This is a genomic window from Pseudomonas sp. AC136, from assembly GCF_979258585.1.
Map to the genome: position 1 here is coordinate 233,567 of NZ_OZ409865.1, position 20,814 is coordinate 254,380.

General features: G+C 60.9%; 14 protein-coding genes and 1 pseudogene. 4 read left to right on the plus strand and 11 right to left on the minus strand.

Annotation, left to right across the window (positions count from 1 at the left end):
* Nucleotides 1-467: 467 nt before the first annotated feature.
* Genes adeC through ACZZZU_RS01040 form a run of 3 tightly spaced genes read right to left on the minus strand, consistent with a single transcriptional unit; the run spans nucleotide 468 to nucleotide 6,217 of the window.
* Nucleotides 468-1,910 carry an AdeC/AdeK/OprM family multidrug efflux complex outer membrane factor gene (adeC, locus tag ACZZZU_RS01030; RefSeq protein ID WP_122495480.1) on the minus strand — a complete coding sequence of 481 codons (1,443 nt, stop codon included), beginning with the start codon at nucleotides 1,908-1,910 and terminating at the stop codon, nucleotides 468-470.
* Nucleotides 1,910-5,044, minus strand: coding sequence for an efflux RND transporter permease subunit (locus ACZZZU_RS01035; protein ID WP_122495482.1), 3,135 nt, complete (start codon nucleotides 5,042-5,044; stop codon nucleotides 1,910-1,912). The genes adeC and ACZZZU_RS01035 overlap by 1 nt, the downstream gene beginning before the upstream one ends.
* A gap of 3 nt (nucleotides 5,045-5,047) precedes the next feature.
* Nucleotides 5,048-6,217, minus strand: a complete 1,170-nt coding sequence (locus ACZZZU_RS01040; RefSeq protein WP_463549446.1) for an efflux RND transporter periplasmic adaptor subunit — start codon at nucleotides 6,215-6,217, stop codon at nucleotides 5,048-5,050.
* A 266-nt stretch (nucleotides 6,218-6,483) separates the two neighbouring features.
* Between ACZZZU_RS01040 and ACZZZU_RS01045 the strand changes: the two genes are divergently transcribed.
* Nucleotides 6,484-7,116, plus strand: coding sequence for a TetR family transcriptional regulator (locus tag ACZZZU_RS01045; protein WP_122495486.1), 633 nt, complete (start codon nucleotides 6,484-6,486; stop codon nucleotides 7,114-7,116).
* A gap of 156 nt (nucleotides 7,117-7,272) precedes the next feature.
* On the opposite strand, the gene ACZZZU_RS01050 is transcribed toward ACZZZU_RS01045, so the two are convergent.
* Nucleotides 7,273-8,619 carry a class II 3-deoxy-7-phosphoheptulonate synthase gene (locus ACZZZU_RS01050; protein ID WP_122495488.1) on the minus strand — a complete coding sequence of 449 codons (1,347 nt, stop codon included), beginning with the start codon at nucleotides 8,617-8,619 and terminating at the stop codon, nucleotides 7,273-7,275.
* 111 nt (nucleotides 8,620-8,730) lie between these two features.
* Nucleotides 8,731-10,065: a flavin-containing monooxygenase gene (locus ACZZZU_RS01055; protein WP_463549447.1), complete on the minus strand. Its 1,335-nt coding sequence runs from the start codon at nucleotides 10,063-10,065 to the stop codon at nucleotides 8,731-8,733.
* A gap of 169 nt (nucleotides 10,066-10,234) precedes the next feature.
* Here ACZZZU_RS01055 and ACZZZU_RS01060 point away from each other — a divergent pair, with 169 nt between their 5' ends.
* The gene (locus ACZZZU_RS01060; protein ID WP_122495492.1) at nucleotides 10,235-11,008 is read left to right on the plus strand and encodes a spermine/spermidine synthase domain-containing protein; all 774 of its coding nucleotides are present in this window, start codon (nucleotides 10,235-10,237) and stop codon (nucleotides 11,006-11,008) included.
* Between the two features lies 1 nt (nucleotide 11,009).
* On the opposite strand, the gene ACZZZU_RS01065 is transcribed toward ACZZZU_RS01060, so the two are convergent.
* Together ACZZZU_RS01065 and ACZZZU_RS01070 are read right to left on the minus strand one after the other, a co-directional pair.
* Complete coding sequence (locus ACZZZU_RS01065; RefSeq protein WP_463549448.1) at nucleotides 11,010-11,801, minus strand: crotonase/enoyl-CoA hydratase family protein; 792 nt, start codon at nucleotides 11,799-11,801, stop codon at nucleotides 11,010-11,012.
* Nucleotides 11,802-11,864: 63 nt separating this feature from the next.
* Nucleotides 11,865-12,080, minus strand: coding sequence for a hypothetical protein (locus tag ACZZZU_RS01070; protein ID WP_463549449.1), 216 nt, complete (start codon nucleotides 12,078-12,080; stop codon nucleotides 11,865-11,867).
* Nucleotides 12,081-12,160: 80 nt separating this feature from the next.
* Here ACZZZU_RS01070 and ACZZZU_RS01075 point away from each other — a divergent pair.
* Nucleotides 12,161-13,862 (plus strand): annotated as a pseudogene (locus ACZZZU_RS01075) (DEAD/DEAH box helicase).
* Between the two features lie 68 nt (nucleotides 13,863-13,930).
* On the opposite strand, the gene ACZZZU_RS01080 reads toward ACZZZU_RS01075, so the two are convergent.
* From ACZZZU_RS01080 to ACZZZU_RS01090, 3 genes are all read right to left on the minus strand, one after another.
* Entirely contained in the window at nucleotides 13,931-15,088 is a 1,158-nt protein-coding gene (locus tag ACZZZU_RS01080) for an MFS transporter (protein WP_122495500.1), read from the minus strand.
* A gap of 72 nt (nucleotides 15,089-15,160) precedes the next feature.
* Nucleotides 15,161-15,814 (minus strand): potassium channel family protein, encoded by a 654-nt coding sequence (locus tag ACZZZU_RS01085; RefSeq protein WP_122495502.1) that lies wholly within the window; start codon nucleotides 15,812-15,814, stop codon nucleotides 15,161-15,163.
* 87 nt (nucleotides 15,815-15,901) lie between these two features.
* Entirely contained in the window at nucleotides 15,902-16,618 is a 717-nt protein-coding gene (locus ACZZZU_RS01090; protein ID WP_463549450.1) for a DUF4431 domain-containing protein, read from the minus strand.
* A 443-nt stretch (nucleotides 16,619-17,061) separates the two neighbouring features.
* Here ACZZZU_RS01090 and ACZZZU_RS01095 point away from each other — a divergent pair, with 443 nt between their 5' ends.
* Nucleotides 17,062-18,570 (plus strand): flavin-containing monooxygenase, encoded by a 1,509-nt coding sequence (locus ACZZZU_RS01095; RefSeq protein WP_463549451.1) that lies wholly within the window; start codon nucleotides 17,062-17,064, stop codon nucleotides 18,568-18,570.
* Between the two features lie 124 nt (nucleotides 18,571-18,694).
* Here the strand turns inward: ACZZZU_RS01095 and ACZZZU_RS01100 are convergent, their stop codons facing one another.
* A complete protein-coding gene (locus tag ACZZZU_RS01100; RefSeq protein ID WP_463549452.1) occupies nucleotides 18,695-20,551 on the minus strand; it encodes a sigma-54-dependent Fis family transcriptional regulator in 1,857 nt (618 codons plus the stop codon).
* Nucleotides 20,552-20,814 lie beyond the last annotated feature (263 nt).

The following is a 20,814-nucleotide window of genomic DNA, read 5'->3' on the forward strand; positions in this document are numbered from 1 at the left end:
AAAACACCGTCATTCCCGCGCAGGCGGGAATCCAGAGTTTTGGAGGTTACGGTGTCGTTTGAACCATCACCGAACCTGGATTCCCGCCTGCGCGGGAATGACGGATGGAGGATTCAACGGTCGTGACACCCGGCCAACAAAAAGCCCGCCAATTGGCGGGCTTTTTGTTGTGGGCAAAACCTTACGGCTTACCGGTTCAGGAACCAGACCGCTGATACACCGTCATTCCCGCGAGGGCGGATGGAGGGGGCGGAGGTCGTTGCAGTCCTTAATCTCGGTGGGATGCGTAAGTGTCTGGACTTGATCTTGGCTGAACTGGTTTAGCCATGTCTGACCTGTGGGAGCGGCTTTAGCCGCGATTCTTTTCAGAGCAAGAGCATCGCGGCTAAAGCCGCTCCCACAGAACCGAGTCTTCGGAAACAACAAAAAGCCCGCCAATTGGCGGGCTTTTTGTTGATGGCAAAACCTTACGGCTTAGCCGGTTCTGCTGGTGCCGAGCCGGTGTTTTCCACCCAACCACCGCCCAGCGCTTTGTACAAATTAACTTCGCTGGTCAGCTGCGCCAAACGGTCGGTGATCAGCGCTTGTTGCGCGCTGAACAACGAGCGTTGGGCGTCGAGGAAGGTCAGGTTGCTGTCGATGCCGGTGCGGTAACGGCGTTCAGCCAGGCGGTAGTAATCCTGGTTGGCGGCAACGAAGTCACGTTGGGCCTGCAATTGTTGGTTGTAGGTTTGGCGTGAGGCAAGGCCGTCGGACACTTCCCGGAAGGCGGTCTGAATCGACTTCTCGTACTGAGCCACGCGAATGTCTTTCTGGATTTTCGAGTAGTCCAGGCTGGCCTTCAGGCTGCCGGCGTTAAAGATCGGAATGCTGATCGACGGCGAGAAGTACCAACTGCCCGAGCCGCCTTTGAACAGGTTCGACAAGTCGGCACTGCTGGAGCCGGCATTGGCCGTCAGGCTGATGCGCGGGAAGAACGCAGCCCGCGCGGCGCCGATGTTGGCGTTGGCGGCTTTGAGCAGGTACTCGGCTTCAAGGATGTCTGGGCGACGCTGGAGCAAATCGGACGGCAAGCCGGCTGGCAACTCTTCGAGCAAGTCGTCGGCCAATGGGCTGCTGGCGTTGAGGTTGTCAGGCACCGAGGTGCCGAGCAACAGCGCCAGGTTGTTGCGGTCTTGCGCGACCAGGCGCTGGTATTGCGCCAGGGCCACGCGGGCGCTTTCCACCGAGGTGCGCGACTGGCTGAGGTCCAGGGCCGAGGCCACGCCCACTTCATTGCTGCGTTGGGTCAGGCGGAAGCTGTCTTCGTAGGTCTTCAGGGTTTCTTCGGTCAGGCGAAGCAGCTCCTGGTCGGCGGTCAGCGTCAGGTAGGCATTGGCGACGTTGGCCACCAGGCTCAACTGGGTGCTACGACGCGCCTGCTCGCTGGAGAAGTAAGTCTGCAACGACTCTTCATTCAGGCTGCGCAGGCGGCCGAACAGGTCCAGCTCGTAAGCGCTGATGCCGACAGTGGCTGAGTACTGGCCGCTGGTGGTGGCTTGGCCGGTTTGCGACAAATCGCCCGGCGTGCGTTGGCGTACGCCGGTGCCGTCGGCGCTTACGTTGGGCAGCAGTTCCGCACGTTGAATGCGGTACTGCGCGGCGTAGGCGTCGAGGTTCAGCGCGGCCACGCGTAGGTCGCGGTTGTTTTCCAGCGAGGTCTGAATCAGCTGCTGCAGCGCCGGGTCGTGGAAGAACTGGCGCCAGCCTTGTTCGGCCTGCGCCACGCGCGCCGACTCCGCTGGCCCGTACGCCGGGCCTTGCGGGTAGGTGGCGGCAACCGGCGAGGCCGGCTGCTCATAGTCAGGAATCAGCGAGCAGCCGCCCAGAATCAGGCTGGCAATCGCGAGGGACAGTAGGGACTTGCGCATCAGTGGCCAGCCTCATTGCGTGGGGTTTCGGTCTGTTTGCCTTTGAACAGCGAGGAGATCGTGACGAAGAACAACGGCACCCAGAAAATTGCCAGCACGGTGGCGGTGATCATGCCGCCGATCACGCCGGTACCGATGGCGTGTTGGCTGCCCGAACCGGCGCCGGTCGAGATGGCCAACGGCACCACGCCGAGGATGAACGCCATCGACGTCATGATGATCGGGCGCAAGCGCATGCGGCAGGCTTCCAGGGCGGCGTCGACCAGCGACTTGCCCTGTTCGTGCAGCTCTTTGGCGAACTCGACGATCAGAATGGCGTTTTTCGCCGCCAAACCAACGGTGGTCAACAGGCCCACCTGGAAGAACACGTCGTTCGACAAGCCGCGCAAGCTGGTGGCCATCAACGCACCGATGATCCCCAACGGCACCACCAGAATGACCGCTACCGGAATCGACCAGCTTTCGTACAACGCGGCCAGACACAGGAACACCAGCAACAGCGAGATCGCATACAGCGCTGGCGCTTGCGAGCCGGACAAACGTTCTTCGTACGACAGGCCAGTCCAGGAATAACCGACACCGGCTGGCAGCTTTTTCGCCAGCGCTTCGACTTCGGCCATGGCCTCACCAGTGGAATACCCCGGCGCCGGCGAACCCATGATTTCCATGGCTTCTACGCCGTTGTAACGGGCCAGTTTCGGCGAGCCGTAAATCCACGAACCGGAGGCGAAGGCGGAGAAGGGCACCATCTGCCCGAGGTTGTTGCGCACGTACCATTTCTGCAGGTCTTCAGGGGTCATGCGCGATTTTGCTTCGCCCTGGATGTAGACCTTCTTGACCCGACCACGGTCGATGAAGTCGTTGACGTAGCTACCGCCCAAGGCAATCGACAAGGTGTTGTTGATGTCCGAGAGGGTGATGCCCAGGGCACTGGCGCGCTCGTCGTCGATGGTCAGCTGGAACTGCGGTTCATCGTTCAGGCCGTTGGGGCGCACTTGCATCAGTTTCTTGCTTTGTGCGGCCATGCCGAGGAACTGGTTACGCGCTTCCATGAGCTTCTCGTGGCCAACGCCGCCACGGTCTTGCAGGAACACGTCAAAACCGGTGGCGTTACCCAGCTCCAGTACCGCAGGCGGGGCGAAGGCGAACACCATGGCGTCGCGGAAGCTGAAGAAGTGCTGCTGGGCGCGTTGGGCGAGGGCGAATACGGTGTTCTCCGCGGAACGCTCACCCCAGGGCTTGAGCATGATGAAGGCCATACCCGAGCTCTGACCGCGACCGGCAAAGTTAAAGCCGGTAACCGTAAACACCGAGTTCACCGTGTCGGCTTCATCCTTGAGCAAATACGCGCGCATTTCATCGACTACCACCTGGGTGCGACCGGCACTGGAGCCCGCCGGGGTTTGCACCTGGGCAAACAGAACGCCTTGGTCTTCTTCGGGCAGGAACGCGGTAGGAATGCGGGTGAACAGCCAGATCATGCCGACGATCAGCACGGCGTAGGCCAGCAGGTACGGAACTTTATTGCGCAGCATGCTGCTTACACCGCGCTCGTAGCCGCGCACGCTGCGGTCGAAGTTGCGGTTGAACCAGCCAAAGAAGCCACGTTTGGGAACGCCTTGAGTGCCTTCTTTATGTGGCTTGAGCATGGTGGCGCACAGGGCCGGGGTGAAGATCAACGCCACCAGCACCGAGAGGCCCATGGCCGACACGATGGTGATGGAGAACTGCCGGTAAATCACACCGGTAGAACCGCCGAAGAACGCCATTGGCAGCAATACTGCCGACAGCACCATGGCGATACCGACCAACGCGCCCTGAATCTGGCCCATGGATTTCTTCGTCGCTTCTTTGGGCGACAAATGCTCCTCGGCCATCACCCGCTCGACGTTTTCCACCACCACAATCGCATCGTCCACCAGCAAGCCAATGGCCAACACCATGCCGAACATGGTCAGGGTGTTAATAGTGAAACCGGCGGCGGCGAGAATGCCGAAGGTGCCGAGCAAGACCACCGGAACGGTGAGGGTGGTGATGATGGTGGCCCGCAGGTTTTGCAGGAACAGGTACATCACCAGGAACACCAGGACCACGGCTTCGATCAGGGTGTGCACCACGCCTTCGATCGAGGCGGTGACCACCGGCGTAGTGTCGTACGGGTACACCGCTTTCATGCCTTGCGGGAAGAACGGTTCCAGGTCGGCGATGGTGGCGCGGATGGCTTTGGCGGTGTCGAGTGCGTTGGCGCCAGTGGCCAATTTGATCGCCAGACCGGAAGCCGGCTTGCCATTGAACTGCGCGCTGATGCTGTAGTTTTCGCCGCCCAGTTCAACCGTGGCGACGTCGCCCAGGCGTACCTGCGAGCCGTCAGTGTTGACCTTGAGCAGAATGTTTTTGAATTGCTCGGCGCTCTGGAAACGGGTTTTGCCGATGATGGTGGCGTTCAGCTGCTGGCCCTTCACGGCCGGCAAACCACCCAACTGGCCAGACGAGACCTGCACGTTCTGCGCGGCCACGGCGGTTTTCACATCCACGGGTGTCAGCTGAAATTTGTTCAGCTTGGCCGGGTCGAGCCAGATACGCATGGCGTACTGGGCGCCGAACACCTGGAAGTCACCCACACCGGCGGTACGCGAGATGGGGTCTTGCATGTTGGAAACGATGTAGTTGGCCAAGTCGTCCTTGGTCATGCTGCCGTTTTCCGACACCAGGCCGATCACCATCAGGAAGTTCTTCACCGCCTTGGTCACGCGAATACCCTGTTGCTGCACTTCTTGCGGCAGCAGCGGGGTGGCCAGGTTGAGCTTGTTCTGCACCTGCACCTGCGCGGTGTCAGGGCTGGTGCCTTGGTTGAAGGTGGCAGTGATGGTCATGCTGCCGTCGGAGTTACTTTCCGAGGTCACATAACGCAGGTTGTCGATGCCGTTGAGCTGCTGCTCGATGATCTGCACCACGGTGTCCTGCACGGTTTGTGCGGACGCGCCTGGGTAAGTCACCTGGATGGCGATGGCCGGTGGCGCAATCGCCGGGTACTGGTTAATCGGCAATTTCAGGATGGACAAGGTGCCCACCAGCATGATCACCAGGGCAATTACCCAGGCGAAAATGGGGCGGTCGATAAAAAATTTCGACATGAATTACTTCCCTTCGCCTTGGGCTTGTTCGGCGGCCGGGGCCGCCGGCTTGGCTTCGCCGCCGTTTGCTGGGGTGACGTTGGTGGCTTCGGCCACTTTCACTTCCACGCCCGGCTTCACGTATTGCAGGCCTTCGGTGATCAGGCGATCGCCGGCTTTGAGGCCGTCATTGATCAGCCAATCGGAACCCAAGGTGCGCTCGGCTTTCAGCTCACGCAGTTCCACTTTGTTCTCAGCGTTTACTACCAGCGCGGTCGGCAGGCCTTTGAGGTCGCGGGTGACGCCTTGTTGCGGGGCAAGAATGGCGTTCTCGTTCACGCCGGCTTGCAGCTGGGCGTGCACGAACATGCCGGGCAGCAACTGGTGTTTCGAGTTGGGGAACACAGCACGGATGGTGACCGAGCCGGTGCCTTCGTCCACCGACACTTCGGAGAATTCCAGCTTGCCTTCCTGCTCGTAGAGGCTGCCGTCTTCGAGTACCAGCTTGACCTTGGCCGCGTTGTCGCCGGCTTTTTGCAGGTTGCCGCTTTCCAGTTCACGACGCAGCTTGAGCAGTTGCGCGGAGGACTGGGTGACGTCGACGTAGATGGGGTCGAGCTGCTGGATGGTCGCCATGGCATTGGTTTGGCCATTGCTGACCAGCGCGCCTTCGGTCACCGCCGAACGACCGATACGGCCGGCAATCGGCGCGAGCACTTTGGTGTAGCGCAGATTGATTTCGGCGCTCTGCAGAGCCGCTTCGGCTTGCAGGCGCTGGGAAACGGCGTTGTCGTATTCCTGACGGCTCACGGCCTGCTCATTGACCAGCTGCTTGTAGCGATCCGCCAGGGACTTGGCCGATTGCAGGGTGGCCTGCGAGCTTTTCAGCGTGGCTTCGTACACGGAAGGGTCGATTTGATACAGCTGCTCGCCGGCCTTGACCTCGCGGCCTTCGGTAAACAGACGCTTGAGAATGATGCCGTTCACTTGCGGGCGAACCTCAGCAACGCGGTAAGCGTTGGTGCGGCCGGGCAATTGGCTGACGAGGGAATAGGCTTGCGGTTTCAAGGTCACCACACCCACTTGCGGGGTCTGTTGTGGCGGCGCTTCTGCTGCTTTTTCGCAACCGGTGAGCAACAAGGTTGCCAGGGCGAGGGCGGAAACCAGAGCGGGGTGGGCTGGCTTGAATTGCATGAAAGGCCTCATGTCGATCAGCGCTTGGGAGGGCGCCGGTACGATTGGTTAGTTTTTAAGCGTTTTGGGTAGGCGGCTGATCAAAGCGTGATCAAAAAATAAGGATTTTCTTGTGGATAGGTAGGATGCTAAGAAATATACTTACATTCACGGTTGTTTGTAAACGCCTAAAACCCACTGTTACATAAGCTTTTTTCAAGCTTTGCTTTTAACTGACACGACGCTGACATTGGGCTTACGTGTCGATAACCCAGGGCTGTATTGGCATGGTCAGACGCACCAAAGAAGAAGCACAGGAAACCCGTAGCCAGATTCTCGATGCCGCCGAGCAGGCGTTCTACGAGCACGGTGTCGGGCGGACAACGCTGGCCAAAATTGCCGATGTGGCCGGCGTGACGCGCGGCGCTATCTATTGGCATTTCAGCAACAAGAGCGACGTGTTTCAGGCAATTCTTGAGCGCGCGCACCTGCCGTTCGAAGAACTGGCCAAGGCCAGCGAAAGTGCCACTGAGCCTGACCCCTTGGGTCGCCTGCGCGAATTATTGGTTCAGCTGTTCAGACAAACTGCCAATGACGCCCAGGTTCGGCGCATCAACGAGATTCTGTTCCACAAATGTGAATACACGGCGGAACTCAACGACCTGCGCCAACAAATGCAAGACAACAGCATCGACTGCGACCAGCGCATCGAACTGACCCTGCGTAACGCGATCAACAAAGGCCAATTGCCGGCCGACCTGAACACCCAGTGGGCAGCCACGTGCTTGCATTCGTTTATTGATGGCGTGCTGGCGAAATGGTTGTTGGCGCCGAAGAGCTTTGCCATGGGCAAAGAGGCGGAGCGGCTGGTGGATGTGGCGCTGGATATGTTGCGGTTGAGTCCGGGGTTGCGCGGCTGACGAGCGCTCAATGACCAACACCGTCATCGCCGCGAAGGCGGCGGTCCGAGCATTCGTGATCCAGAATTTGCGTTGTGTTGCGGTTGGGAGTCCGCCACAACATTCTGGATTCCCGCCTTCGCGGGAATGACGGTGTTGGATTGATGAGCGCGAGCCCTACCGCCGAACCTGCTTCAGCGTCTCAGCAATCAAAAACGCCAACTCCAACGACTGATCGGCATTCATCCGCGGGTCGCAGTGCGTGTGATAGCGGTCGGACAAGCCATCTTCAGTAATCGGCCGCGAGCCGCCGATGCATTCGGTGACGTTCTGCCCGGTCATTTCAATGTGAATGCCTCCGGCGTACGTGCCTTCCGCTTCGTGAACCTGGAAGAACTGTTTCACCTCCGCAAGAATCTGCGCGAAGTCGCGGGTTTTGTAGCCGCTCGATGCCTTGATGGTGTTGCCGTGCATGGGGTCGGAACTCCACAGCACGTGGCGGCCTTCCTCTTTAACGGTGCGCAGCAAACGCGGCAAGCCGGCTTCGACTTTGTCGGCGCCCATGCGCACGATGAGGTTGAGGCGACCCGGATCATTGTCGGGGTTGAGGATGTCGATCAGGCGAATCAGGTCTTCGCTGCTCATGCTCGGCCCGCATTTCACGCCGATCGGGTTGCCTACGCCGCGCAGGAATTCCACATGGGCACCGTCCACCTGACGGGTGCGGTCGCCAATCCACAGCATGTGCGCCGAGCAGGCATAGTCGCCGCCGGTGAGGCTGTCGCGGCGCACGAAGGCTTGCTCGTAATTGAGCAGCAGCGCTTCGTGAGCGGTGAAGAAACTGGTTTCGCGCAGTTGCGGCGAGGTGTCCATGCCGCACGCACGCATGAAGGCCAGGGTTTCGTCGATGCGGTCGGCCAGTTGGTTGTACTTCTCGCCAAGCGCCGAATTCTCGATGAACTCCAGGTTCCACTTGTGCACTTGATGCAGATCGGCGAACCCGCCCTGGGCAAAGGCCCGCAGCAGGTTGAGGCTGGCGGTGGACTGGTGGTACGCCTGCAATAAACGCTCAGGATCGGGCACGCGGCTGGTGGCGTCGAAGCCGATGCCGTTGACGATGTCGCCGCGATAGGCGGGCAGGGTGACGCCGTCGATGGTTTCGTCATTGGCCGAGCGCGGCTTGGCGAACTGGCCGGCCATGCGCCCAACCTTTACCACCGGGCTGCCGGCGGCGAAGGTCATGACAATGGCCATTTGCAGCAGCACCTTGAAGGTGTCGCGAATTTTCGCGGCGCTGAATTCGGCAAAACTCTCAGCGCAGTCGCCCCCTTGCAGCAGAAACGCACGGCCCTGAGTGACCTCGGCAAATTGGCGGCGCAACTCGCGCGCTTCGCCAGCAAATACCAGCGGCGGATAACCGGCGAGGGTTTGCTCAACCTGGCTCAGGTGGGCGGCATCTGGGTACTGCGGCTGCTGCTGGATGGGTTTAGCTCTCCAGCTGCTGGGGCTCCATGGTTGCGACATCGACGTTCTCGGCTCAAGCGAATTAGGCGGACGGGCATGGTAACCGATCGGCTTGCGCTCACAAGCGCAGCGCCTGTCGATAGGCGCGATAGAGCCGCTGCATACGCCTGCTCATGAGGCATTCGCAGTGGCGCTTAACGCGTTTGTTTGTTCAGCCGACAGGCGCAACGCGGCGCTGTGTTCGGCGATGCTCTGGCGGTAGGTGTCTTTGTGCACGTAGTACGCCATGCGCTCCAGCTCGAGATAACGGTAACCGCCGTCTAACCGAATACTGGCGCGCTCGCGCTTCACGGTTTTAAACGCCTCGGCGGCCGCGCCGCCTGCCTGCATCTGACGAATAAACAGCGCCACCAACTCCGCCTGCTCGGCGCGACCCTGCCAGCCCAGGCCAGAGGCTTCGACCATGCCCATCATGAACAGGTCGTTGTACTCGGGGTGGAACACGTTCAAGTACAGCTTCGGTGCGCCAGCGCCTTCGGGCCAATTCAGGTGGTCGCGCGCAATAAAGGGATAGTCCAGCTTGTAGCCGGTGCCTTGCAGAATCAGATCGTACTCGGCGTGCTCACCGTCGGTGAAGGTCACCGATTTACCGTCGATGCGCGCGATATCGCTGCGCGCTTTGATGTCGCCGTGGCCGAGGTGATGCAGCACCAGTGAATTCACCACCGGATGCGATTCGTACAGTTTGTAGTCGGGGTCGGGCAGGCCGTATTGCGAGGGCTTGCCGATCAGGGCGCGAATCAGCAAGCCGTCGATGCGTTGCTTCAGCGCGCGGGGCAATTTCACTGCACCGCCAAAGGTGTCGATGGGGCGCCCGAGCAGAAATTTCGGTAGGAAGTAATAGCCTCGTCGTACCGATAAATCCACCGAGGCGGCGCGGTGCACGGCGTCTACGGTGATGTCGCAGGCCGAGTTGCCGCAGCCGACAATCAGCACGCGCTTGCTGGCAAAAACCTCGGCCGAGCGGTAGTCGCTGGAGTGCATCAGCTCGCCGCTGAAGGTGCCCGGCAGTTGCGCCAGATTGGGTGTGTGCAAGGTGCCGTTGGCGATCAGCACACCCTCGAATTGCCATTCGCGGGTAACGCCGGCTTTTTCGGTGAATAGCGCCCAGCCTGTTTCCCGGTGCTCCAGGCGCACTACGCGGGTGCCGAATTGGAAATGTTCGTACAGGCCGAAATGGCTGGCGTAGTCGCGAAAGTAGCGGCGCATTTCGCTGTGGTGCGGGTAGGGCGCCACGCTGTCGCCCATGGGGAATTCGCTGAACTGCGTGGTGCTTTTGGACGAGATCAGATGGGCTGATTCGTACATGGTGCTGTGCGGGTTGTCGATATCCCACAAACCGCCGACGTCGTTGTGCAGCTCGAAGCCGACAAAGGCGATGCCATGTTTTTGCAACTGGCGGGCCGTGCACAGGCCCATGGGGCCCGCGCCGATAATGGCGTACATAGCGTTCTCCCTTGCACGTCGCGGCCGGCGACCTGCTGATTATTGTTCTGGTTGGGGGGGCTTAACTGTGGGCGAATTATTGCGTGACCGGCGCCAGGCTCTTCAATGACAATCGGCGCCTTTCCCTGCCGCGCGCTGGTCGGGGATGTCATAAATGCTGGAGACCGCAATGCCTGAACAGCCGCCACGGGACGAGCTGACCGAAGAACTGCTATTGGCCGAAGTGCACGACGAATACGGCGTGATCAAGGTCATGCAGGTCGGCGACTACCGCTTCCTCGAATTCGGCGACGCCATTGAGCAAAGCTGCGTGTTCCTGCCCGACCCGACCTGGCTGGAGTACGACTACACGCGGGCCATGTTTATCGGCGCGCTGTGCCACGAGCAGCCAGAGAGCGCGCTGTTTCTTGGCCTCGGTGCCGGCACCTTGACCCAGGCGTGCCTGCGTTTTCTGCCGCTGGATGACGTTGAAGCCATCGAGCTGCGCCCCGATGTGCCGCGTCTGGCCATGGAGTTTCTGGGGCTGGACGACGATCCGCGTCTGTATGTGCGCATTGGCGATGCCATCGAACTGCTGGAAAGCGCCGAATCGTCCGACCTGATTTTCGTCGACCTCTATACCGACACCGGCCCGGCCGTTGGCCATCTGGCCTGGCGTTTTCTCGAAGGCTGCCAGCAGCGCTTGAATCCTGGCGGCTGGCTGGTGATCAACCAGTGGGCCAGCGACGACGGCAAGCCGCTGGGCGCGGCGTTGCTGCGCGGGTTGTACCACCGGCACTACTGGGAACTGCCGGTGAAGGAGGGCAACGTGATTCTGATCGTGCCCGCCGACTTGGATCAGCAACTGGATACTGCTGCGCTCGCCAAACGCGCCGAGGCGTTGCAGGCGCAGCTGGGTTATTCGCTGCAGCCCTTGATCGACCTGGTGCGCCCAGCCACCTGACTCAGCGGCCTTTGAATGCGCCGGGGCGGCGTTCTTGCATGGCGCGCACGCCTTCCTGGGCGTCTTCGCTGGCCATCAGGCGCCGCATGGTGGCGGGCAAGGCGGCAGCGGCGGCCACTTCGCCTTCGGCCACTGCTTGGCGCGCCGAGGCCAAGGTCGCCTGCACGCCCAATGGCGCTTGCGCCGCGACCCGTTCGGCCAGGTGCATGGCGCGCGGAAGCAAGTCTTCGCTGGCCAACACTTCTTGCACCAAGCCCAATCGGCAGGCCTCGTGGGCATCGAATTCGTCGCCAGTCAGCAGCCAGCGCATGGCGTTGCCCCAGCCAGCTGCCTGGTGCATGCGCAAGGTGGCGCCGCCGAAAGGGAAGATGCCGCGTTGCACTTCCATTTGCGCAAAGCGCGTGTTGCTGGCGCACAGGTTGATGTCGGAGGCGAGCATCAGTTCGATGCCAATGGTGAAGCAGTAACCCTGAGCCGCGACGATCACTGGTTTGCTCACGCGCGGGCCGCCGAACACGCCCCATGGGTCGCAACCGCCTTCGGGAATCTGCCAGCCACTGGCGAAGGTGGCGGCGACATTGGCCAAGTCCAGCCCGGCGGTGAAATGTTCGCCATGGGCAAATACCACGGCAACGCGCATTTCGCTGTCACGCTCGAACTCGCCATAGGCGAGCGTCAGGTCGTTGAGCAGCGCCAGGTCGAACGCGTTGCGTTTGCTGGGGCGGTCGAGACCAATGAGCATGATCGCCCCGCGTTTTTCACGGCTGACGCGTCCGGCGTTGGTGCTGTTCATGGCGAATTATCCTTATGGCTGGCGGAAGTGGCTGGTGCGGTATAGCTGGCCTGGTGCAGCCGGTCAAACCGCCGCGTGACTGGCGCTGAAGGTGTCTATCTCGGCGACCGGCTGGCGGCGTGTAAGGATTTTCTTCGCGAAACTTACACCGAGGTCAAGTTTTTCCGGTATAGTGCGCGCCGGCTTCAAACGGCCGTGTTCAGGTTTTGCAGGTTTTTCCCAGAGCGAGCTCTGGGTGCAGTTCACCAAGTGAACGTCCTGGATATCTTCTTTTTTCATTAATACGTTTTCGCAAATCCCCGCCTACAGGGCTGCCAGGGTTACCTTCGGGTCTTACACGGCATGCGCAGCTTTGGAACATGGGTCTTTGCGGATGCACTTTGAGGCAGACCCATGACCCAGGTATCCGGCGGCTTCGCCGCGCTCGGACTTAACCCCAATATTCTCGCTGCAGTAATCGCTACCGGTTACGAAGAGCCATCGGCTATTCAACTGCAAGCTATTCCAGTGATTCTCGCCGGCCACGACATGATCGGCCAGGCGCAAACCGGTACCGGCAAAACCGCCGCGTTCGCACTGCCAATTCTCACCCGCATCGACCCGGCCAAACGTGAGCCACAAGCGCTGATTCTGGCGCCAACTCGCGAGCTGGCTCTGCAGGTGGCTACCGCTTTTGAAACCTACGCCAAGCAAATGCCAGGCGTGAACGTGGTTGCCGTTTACGGCGGCGCTCCGATGGGCCCACAACTGAAAGCCATCCGTAATGGCGCTCAGATTGTTGTGGCTACCCCGGGTCGTCTGGTTGACCACCTGCGTCGCGACGAGAAAGTGCTGTCCACTATTCAGCACCTGGTACTCGACGAAGCGGACGAAATGCTCAAGCTGGGCTTCATGGACGACCTGGAAGTTATCTTCAAGGCCATGCCCGCTACCCGTCAGACCGTGCTGTTCTCGGCCACCCTGCCGCACTCGATTCGCGCCATTGCTGAAAAGCACCTGCGTGACCCGAAGCACATCAAGATCGAAACCAAAACCCAGACCGTGACTGCCATCGAGCAGGCTCACTTGCTGGTTCACGCTGACCAGAAGCACGCCGCTGTATTGCGTCTGCTGGAAGTGGAAGATTTCGACGCGCTGATCGCCTTCGTGCGTACCAAACAAGCCACCCTGGACCTGGCCGCCGCGCTGGAAGCCAAGGGTTACAAGGCTGCCGCCCTGAACGGCGACATTGCCCAGAACCAACGTGAGCGCGTGATCGACTCGCTCAAAGATGGCCGTCTGGACATCGTGGTTGCCACCGACGTTGCCGCCCGTGGTCTCGACGTGCCGCGCATCACCCACGTAATGAACGTGGACATGCCGTACGACCCGGAATCCTACGTTCACCGTATCGGTCGTACCGGCCGTGCTGGCCGTACCGGTCGCGCCCTGTTGCTGGTAACGCCGCGTGAGCGTCGCATGCTGCAAGTGATCGAGCGTGTAACTGGCCAGAAGGTTGCCGAAGTTCGCCTGCCGAACGGCCAGCAAGTGCTGGATGCACGCATCAAGAAACTCACCAACGCCCTCGCGCCGCTGGTGGCTGATGCTGAAGCCAGCCATGGTGATCTGCTCGACCGTCTGACCGCCGACATCGGTTGCAGCCCGCGTGCCCTGGCCGCTGCGCTGCTGCGCAAAGCCACCAACGGCCAAGCGCTGACCCTCGCCGACGTTGAACGTGAACAACCACTGGTGCCGAACAGCGCACCGCGTGAGCGTTCCGAGCGTCCTGCTGGTGAGCGTAGCGAGCCGCGTGAACGTCGCGCGCCAATGCCGTTGGCCGAAGGCCGTGCCCGTTGCCGTACCGCCCTGGGCGCACGTGACGGTATCGCCGCGAAAAACCTGCTGGGTGCCATCCTCAACGAAGGCGGCCTGGCCCGCGAAGCCATCGGCCGCATCCAAGTGCGCGACAGCTTCAGCCTGGTTGAACTGCCGGAAGAAGGTCTGGAGCGTCTGCTGACCAAGCTGAAGGACACTCGCGTAGCCGGTAAGCAGTTGAAGCTGCGTCGTTATCGCGAAGACTAAGAAGGTTCGCCTTCTGGTCCGCTAAACAAAAAGCCCGCTGCGAAGCGGGCTTTTTTGTGCCTGGCTTTTTAATCGTTCAATTTCAGCGTCAAACTCAGGGCGGCCGCGCCCACCAACAAACCCGCCAATACCAGCAAGGCGGTGGTCAGGCTGCTGCCATGAGCGATAAAGCCGATGAAGGCTGGGCCCAACAAAATGCCGCCATACCCCAAGGTGGAGACTGCTGGAATAGCCACGTTTTCGGCCATCACCTTTTGTTTGCCGATGAGGCTGAACATCACCGGCACCACATTCGAGCAGCCAGCTCCCACCAGCAAAAAGCCCACCAGCGATAGCGGCCACGATGGACTCAACGTCGCCACCACCAAGCCGGCCGCCGCCATCAGCGAGCCGAGCAGCACCACGCGCTGACGGCCAACCCGGTGCACCACCTTGTCGCCTGTCAGGCGACCCACCGTCATGGCGCAGGCGAACGCCACATAGCCGATGCCGGAATGGGCCGAGGCTAGGTGTTTGCTTTCGGTGAGAAACACGGCGCTCCAGTCGAGCATCGCGCCTTCTGCCAAAAACAAGATGAAGCACACCGCGCCAATCAGCAGCACCACGCCGTGGGGAATGGCGAATGCCGGGCCGTTGCTGGTACTGCCGAAGGGCAGCAAGTCACGGGCAGCGTGCAGCAGCACGGCGATGACTGCCGCAACCACCGCCAGTGCTGCCAGCAGTGGGCTGAGGTTCAGCGCCAAGAGCAGGCTCACGCCGGCCGCGCCGACAATACAGCCCACGCTGAACAGACCATGAAAGCCCGACATCAAGGGCGTTTCGCTGTTTTTTTCCACGAGCACGGCCTGCAAGTTGATGGTGCAATCCATGCAGCCGAGCCCGGCGCCAAATAGGGCGAGGCTGACGGCCAGCAATGGCCAGGACGAAAACACCGTCAGCAGCGGCAGCATCAGGCACACCAGCGCCGCCGCGCCAACGATCACCCGTCGGCAGCCAATGCGTGCCGCCAGCGCGCCGGCCAGCGGCATGGTGATTAGCGAGCCGGCGCCCAGGCATAGCAACAGCAAACCGAGAGAGCCTTCGGACAAACCCGCGCGCGCCTTGGCGAAGGGCACCAATGGCGCCCACGCGGCCATGGCGAAACCGGCGATAAAAAAGGCCCAGCGCGTCGAGCTTTTCTGGCGCGCGTGGGAGGGCAAGGCGAGGGCAGATTCAACAGCAGACATCAGCGTTCCAGATCAGAGAAGTACGCGGTGTAGACCGGCCGAGCGGCGATCGCGTTCAGTCTGTCGGCGCGGCTAACGCTTGATCGCAGTCAAGGCAATCAGGCGCGACACCACCAACGCCAAGTACATGACACCGGCGAATTCTTCGACCATTACCAGCGACCGGGCCATGGGAGTGAGCGGAATGATGTCGCCCAGGCCGACGCCCGACAGCGTGGTGAAGCTGAGGAACAACAACTCCATCCAACTGCGCGCCGCTTCGGGGTTAATCAGCGCGCCAAAGCTGCCCGGCAACAGCAATTGGCAAAAGGTGTAGAGGTGCGCGAAGGCCCAGGCGAGCAGGGTGAATGTGGCGCCGACGGCGTACAGCTCATCGGTGGTGGCGCGGTAGTCGGCGTTCATATAGGCGATCAGGCTGCCTGCCGCGTAGAAGTAGAACAGCGCTTCGAGCAGGGCGATCAGCGATTCAAGGCTCACCGCCGGCGTCACCTTGTTAAACACTGTTAAGCCAACCAGCACCACGGCCAACACCACCGCCACCCACGTATGCGAGGAGCTGCGTTTAACCACGTGCAGCGCCAGGCCCAACACCACCAAGCCAAACGCGCCGAATAGCGCACGGCCCAGTGGCGTGTCTTCCATCCACGGGTACAGCAGCACCCCGAGCAACTGCACGAAGAGCAAGCCGGCGGAGGGATGGCGGATGATGTATTGAACGGGGCGCATAGAAGGCCTGTGCAAGTGAGCGGTGAATGGCAGACAACATAAAACGAAGCGATATCCCTGGCGTGAATGTGCCCACGCCCAAGGGCATTACTCGCCGTTAATCAGCACCTGACCTTGCTTGACCCACCCGCTGTAAACCGCACCGTTCTTGGTGGTGTAGCTGACCTCGGCCCAGCCAAAGCTGTGGATGTTGCTCACGGCTACGCTGTCGCCGGGCACGATGTACGCCTTGCGGTCGGTGCAGCTGTCATTCGGTGCATTGTGGAAGTACAGGCGGCCTTCACCGGTGATTTTGCCGGGCAGTGGTGCGGGCAACTGTTGGTCCAGCGAAGCATTTTCAGCGAGCACTTCGCAGTCCACCGGCTCGGCCGGCGTACCGCTGACGAACTCCACTTCCTGTAGCAACAGCGGCGTGTGGTGGTGGCCGGTCAGTGCCCCGGTGATGGTGCCCTTGAGGGTGAGCTTGCCTTCACTCATCAGGTACGGCCGCAACTGGTCGTAGCCTTTCTGGTCGAGGATCAGCTGCAAATAATCCAGGCGCTGGTCGGGGCTGGTTTCAAACTCGTCGTTGGCGACCATGCACAGTGGCTCGGGGACCGCGAGGTAAAAGCCGACCTCCGCTTCATCACCTTGAGTAACGTCCTCGTAGTTTGGCGCGCCGGGAAAGGTGTCCGGGTACAGCGTGCCGGTCAGGGTGACGGTTTCGGTTTCAAAGGCGTGGCAGTCAGCGGCCAGCGCAGCAGAGGGAAGCAGCGGTGCGCCAGCAAAGGCGAGCAGGGCGCACAGGCGCATGGAAAAACGCATGGTGGGTCGTCCGTGATAGCGGGTGGATAAAGCCCAGGGCAGCGAATTAGACGCGGGCGGCCAGGGCCTGCACAAGTCGAAATTGCAGAGAGTGTGATCGTTAGCGTCAGTGGCAAATCAGCCATTCGGACAGTGGCCGACACGAGAATTTTCGCGTTGAATGCGCGTCCTGAAAACTCGCGCCCTCAGGGCCGGACGGTATGCGCACGGGTTTCGCCCGTCGTCAGCAGCTACGTGCTGCCAATTTTTAACAGCGGTTTGATGGCATTTACGCCTTTTTTCGTACTTTACTGCCGAACGCTGTGCTTTCGGTGGCTATGCTCAAGCGAGTGGAAGTAAAAAAGTGACCATCGTCCCTGGCCCACCTGCGCTGTTGGCCGTGGCTAAAACAATAAAAAATGCCCGCCGTTTCTCTCGAAGCGCGTGAGCAAACGGAGTGACCTATGGCGTGCGAACAATTTGATGTATTGATCATTGGTGCAGGGCTCTCGGGTATCGGGGCGGCGTACCGATTGCAGACCACCTGCCCAGCCAAGCGCTACGCCATCCTTGAAGGGCGCAGCGACATCGGCGGCACGTGGGACCTGTTCCGCTACCCGGGGCTGCGTTCAGACTCCGACATGTTCACCCTCGGTTACCCCTTTCGCCCCTGGCAAGACGCCAAAGCCATCGCCGACGGCGCCTCGATTCTTCGCTACATCAAAGACACTGCCAGCGAATTTGGCATCGACCAGCACATCCGCTTTAACCAGCGCGTGGCCTCCGCCAGTTGGTCGTCCCATGAGGCGCTGTGGACCGTGCAGGTGCACAACCCGCAAAGCGGCGGCTCCAGCGTTTACCGCTGCAAATTCCTCTACGTGTGCAGCGGCTATTACGACTATGCCGGCGGCTACACACCGGAATTTCCCGGCCGGGAGCAGTTCAAGGGTCAGGTTATTCACCCGCAGAAGTGGCCGGAAAACCTCGACTACACCGACAAAAATGTCGTCATCATCGGCAGCGGCGCCACCGCCGTGACGCTGGTGCCGGCCATGGCGGCGCAGGCACGCCAGGTCACCTTGCTGCAGCGTTCGCCGAGCTATGTCGCCTCGCTGCCAGCCAAAGACGCCATCGCTGATGTGCTGCGCAAGTTTTTGCCCGAACAGCGCGCCCATCGCCTGGCGCGCTGGAAGAACGTGTTGTTGACCTTGGGCTTCTTCCAGTTTTGCCGCCGCGCGCCCAACCTCGCGCGCAAAATGCTGCGCCACGGCGTGAAGCGCGAGTTGCCGGCTGACTACGCCGTCGACACCCATTTCAACCCGACCTACCAACCGTGGGACCAGCGCTTGTGCATGGCGCCCAACGGTGACTTGTTCAAAGCCCTGCGCAGCGGCAAGGCGCAGATGGTCACTGACCACATCGAACGTTTCACCGAGACCGGTATTCGTCTGAAGTCGGGTCAGGAACTGGCGGCCGACATCATCGTTACCGCCACGGGCCTGAAGTTGCAGGCTTGCGGCGGCATGGCCCTGGTCGTGGACGGCAAGTCCGTGGATATCGGCGACACGCTCGCCTACAAAGGCGTGATGCTCGGCAACGTGCCCAACTTCGCCCTGTGCGTGGGCTACACCAACGCCTCCTGGACGCTACGTGCTGACCTGGCCTCTAGCTACGTGTGCCGTGTGCTGAATTACATGGACGAGAACGCCTACAAAATGTGCGTGGCGCAGCAGGTGGGTAGCTCGCTGGAGAAACGCCCGCTGCTGGATATTTCCGCCGGCTATGTACTGCGGGCGGCGGACGTATTGCCCAAGCAAGGCCCCGGCGCACCGTGGCAGCTGAAGCAGAACTACATTCTCGACCTGTTCAACCTGCGCTACTCGCCCGTGGAGGACGGCACCCTGACATTTCGCCGCGCTCCCGCCCTAGGCATGGCGCCGCCTGTGGTTGAGCGCACCGTTTCGGCGGCGTGACGGTGGCGGCTTCAGCCTCGGCGCCCGAAAAGCATCGCGGCTAAAGCGGCTCCCACAGGGGCCGTGGTTTTCTGTAGGAGCGGCTTCAGCCGCGATTCCTGGAAACGTCGCTACCCCAGGCCATTCACACTTTCACGCCTTGCTCTCTCAGCCGCTTGTACAGGGTATTGCGGCTAAGCCCGAGGCTGCGCGCGAGGTGGGAGATGTTGCCGCCGCATTGTTCGTATTGGCTTTTCAGATCGGCATCGCTGGTGGCGCGGTATTCCACGACTGGCGGCGCCTCGCTGCCTGGCAGGTCGGCGAAAAAATCGTCGGGTAAATGCTCGGGGCGTATAGGTTGATCGTCGGCCATGGCCAGGGCGATCTGCAGCACGCTGCTCAGTTGGCGCAGGTTGCCGGGCCAGGGGTGGCGCAGCAGCATTTCCATCACTTCAGTGCTTAACCCGGCCCATTGGTAGGGCTCGCGGTGGTGCTCCCAGAGGCGTTGGATCATCGCCTGTTTGTCGGTGCGCTCGCGCAGGGGCGGCAGTTCGAGGTTGAGGCCGCTGATGCGGTAGTAGAGGTCTTGGCGGAACAGGCCGCTGTCGACGTCTTGGCGCAAGGCGCGGTTGGTGGCGGAGATCAGGCGGATGTCGACCGGGTACAACTCGCTGCTGCCCAAGGGCTGTACGCAGCGTTCCTGGAGCACACGCAGCAGCCGCGCTTGTACGCGCAATGGCATGTCGCCGACTTCGTCGAGAAACAGCGTGCCTTTGTGCGCCTTGCGGATCAGGCCAATGCTGCCTTTCTGGTTGGCGCCGGTGAAGGCGCCTTTTTCGTAGCCGAACAATTCCGACTCCACCAGCTCGGCAGGAATGGCTGCGCAGTTCACGGCGATCAGGCTTTGCTGCGCCCGTGAGCTGGCCTGGTGCAGGGCTTTGACGAACACCTCTTTGCCAACGCCGGTTTCGCCGTAGACCAATATTGGAATGTCCTTTTCCAGCAAGCGCTCTGCCTGGCGCACGGCTTTGTCGACGCGCGGGTCGCCAAGGTTGATGGCGGCCAGGGTGAAGGGGCTTTGCGCTGCCGGTGCCGGGGTTGGCGGCGGGCTGAGCGGGGCGGTGCGGAAGTCTCGCGCCTGAATCGGCACCGGTTGCTGCGGGCGTTTGAGCTGGGCATGGAAGCGAAAACGCCCGCCGGCGCGCAGGTTAAAGGGCAAGTCCTGCGGCTGGTTCAACAGCTGTTGCAGCGGAATATCGAACAGCCGCTCGATGTTCACCGCTGCCAGGCTGATCCCGAGCAGGCTGTCGGCACGCCGGTTGGCAGACACCACTTGGCCGCTTTCGTCGAACACCACCAGGCCGGCCCACGGGCTGTCGAGGTTGTTCAGGCTGGTGTTGAAGGTCAGCTGGAAATAGCGCTGCTGGAACAGGTTGAGGATCAGCCGGTTCTCCACCGACTGGCTCATCATTTTCACCATGCCCAAGGTGTGCGAGGGCGGCAGGTAGCTGTCGCTGGACACATCAAGCACGGCGATCATCTGCCGCTGTTCATTGAAGATCGGCGAGGCCGAGCCGGTCATAAACCGGTTGGCTTTAAGAAAATGTTCGTCGTGCTGAATGTGAACCGGCTGCGCGCAGCTCAGTGCCGTGCCGATGGCGTTGGTGCCGGTGTACCGCTCCAGCCAACTGGCCCCGGCGACAAACCCGGCGGCATGGTTGGGCTCAATGAAACGCTGATCGCCCCAGCTCTGCAGCACCTGGCCCTGGTTGTCGGCCAGCATGATCAGGCAGTTGGAGTTGGCGAGAATGTTGCCGTAGTACGGCAGCACTTCCTTATGGGTGGTTTGCACCAGCGCGTGCTGACTCTCCAGCAGCGCCGACACCTCGCCCGCGCTCGGTTGGCTGAACGTCGGCGCGCTCTGGTGCGTGAGGCCGAAACTGCGGCAGCGCGTCCAGGAGTCTTGAATGATCGTGTCGTGGGGCAGGGCGGCTTCGGCCATGACGGGGTCTCGCGTGGTGTTGTTTTTATTTTCAGCCAGCAATCGACCGGTCTTTGCCGGGTCGGTTCAGTGTCGTTGATGACTGTTCAAAGTCAACAGTGGCCACTGTTCAGTTGTTCACAGATGAGTGTTCACAGGTGTTCAAACTGACCGTTCTTGTTCCTTTGAATATTTAGATAATCACTTTAATAACAGTAAGTTGCGAGCGTTAATCGCGGGTTGGCACAGAACTGGCTCTAGTTTGGCGAATTGAGAGTGAGGGT

Coding starts and splice junctions, on each gene's coding strand:
- adeC (WP_122495480.1), bottom strand. CDS start 1,910: ATGCGCAAGTCCCTACTGTCCCTCGCGATTGCCAGCCTGATTCTGGGC.
- ACZZZU_RS01035 (WP_122495482.1), bottom strand. CDS start 5,044: ATGTCGAAATTTTTTATCGACCGCCCCATTTTCGCCTGGGTAATTGCC.
- ACZZZU_RS01040 (WP_463549446.1), bottom strand. CDS start 6,217: ATGCAATTCAAGCCAGCCCACCCCGCTCTGGTTTCCGCCCTCGCCCTG.
- ACZZZU_RS01045 (WP_122495486.1), top strand. CDS start 6,484: ATGGTCAGACGCACCAAAGAAGAAGCACAGGAAACCCGTAGCCAGATT.
- ACZZZU_RS01050 (WP_122495488.1), bottom strand. CDS start 8,619: ATGTCGCAACCATGGAGCCCCAGCAGCTGGAGAGCTAAACCCATCCAG.
- ACZZZU_RS01055 (WP_463549447.1), bottom strand. CDS start 10,065: ATGTACGCCATTATCGGCGCGGGCCCCATGGGCCTGTGCACGGCCCGC.
- ACZZZU_RS01060 (WP_122495492.1), top strand. CDS start 10,235: ATGCCTGAACAGCCGCCACGGGACGAGCTGACCGAAGAACTGCTATTG.
- ACZZZU_RS01065 (WP_463549448.1), bottom strand. CDS start 11,801: ATGAACAGCACCAACGCCGGACGCGTCAGCCGTGAAAAACGCGGGGCG.
- ACZZZU_RS01070 (WP_463549449.1), bottom strand. CDS start 12,080: ATGAAAAAAGAAGATATCCAGGACGTTCACTTGGTGAACTGCACCCAG.
- ACZZZU_RS01080 (WP_122495500.1), bottom strand. CDS start 15,088: ATGTCTGCTGTTGAATCTGCCCTCGCCTTGCCCTCCCACGCGCGCCAG.
- ACZZZU_RS01085 (WP_122495502.1), bottom strand. CDS start 15,814: ATGCGCCCCGTTCAATACATCATCCGCCATCCCTCCGCCGGCTTGCTC.
- ACZZZU_RS01090 (WP_463549450.1), bottom strand. CDS start 16,618: ATGCGTTTTTCCATGCGCCTGTGCGCCCTGCTCGCCTTTGCTGGCGCA.
- ACZZZU_RS01095 (WP_463549451.1), top strand. CDS start 17,062: ATGGCGTGCGAACAATTTGATGTATTGATCATTGGTGCAGGGCTCTCG.
- ACZZZU_RS01100 (WP_463549452.1), bottom strand. CDS start 20,551: ATGGCCGAAGCCGCCCTGCCCCACGACACGATCATTCAAGACTCCTGG.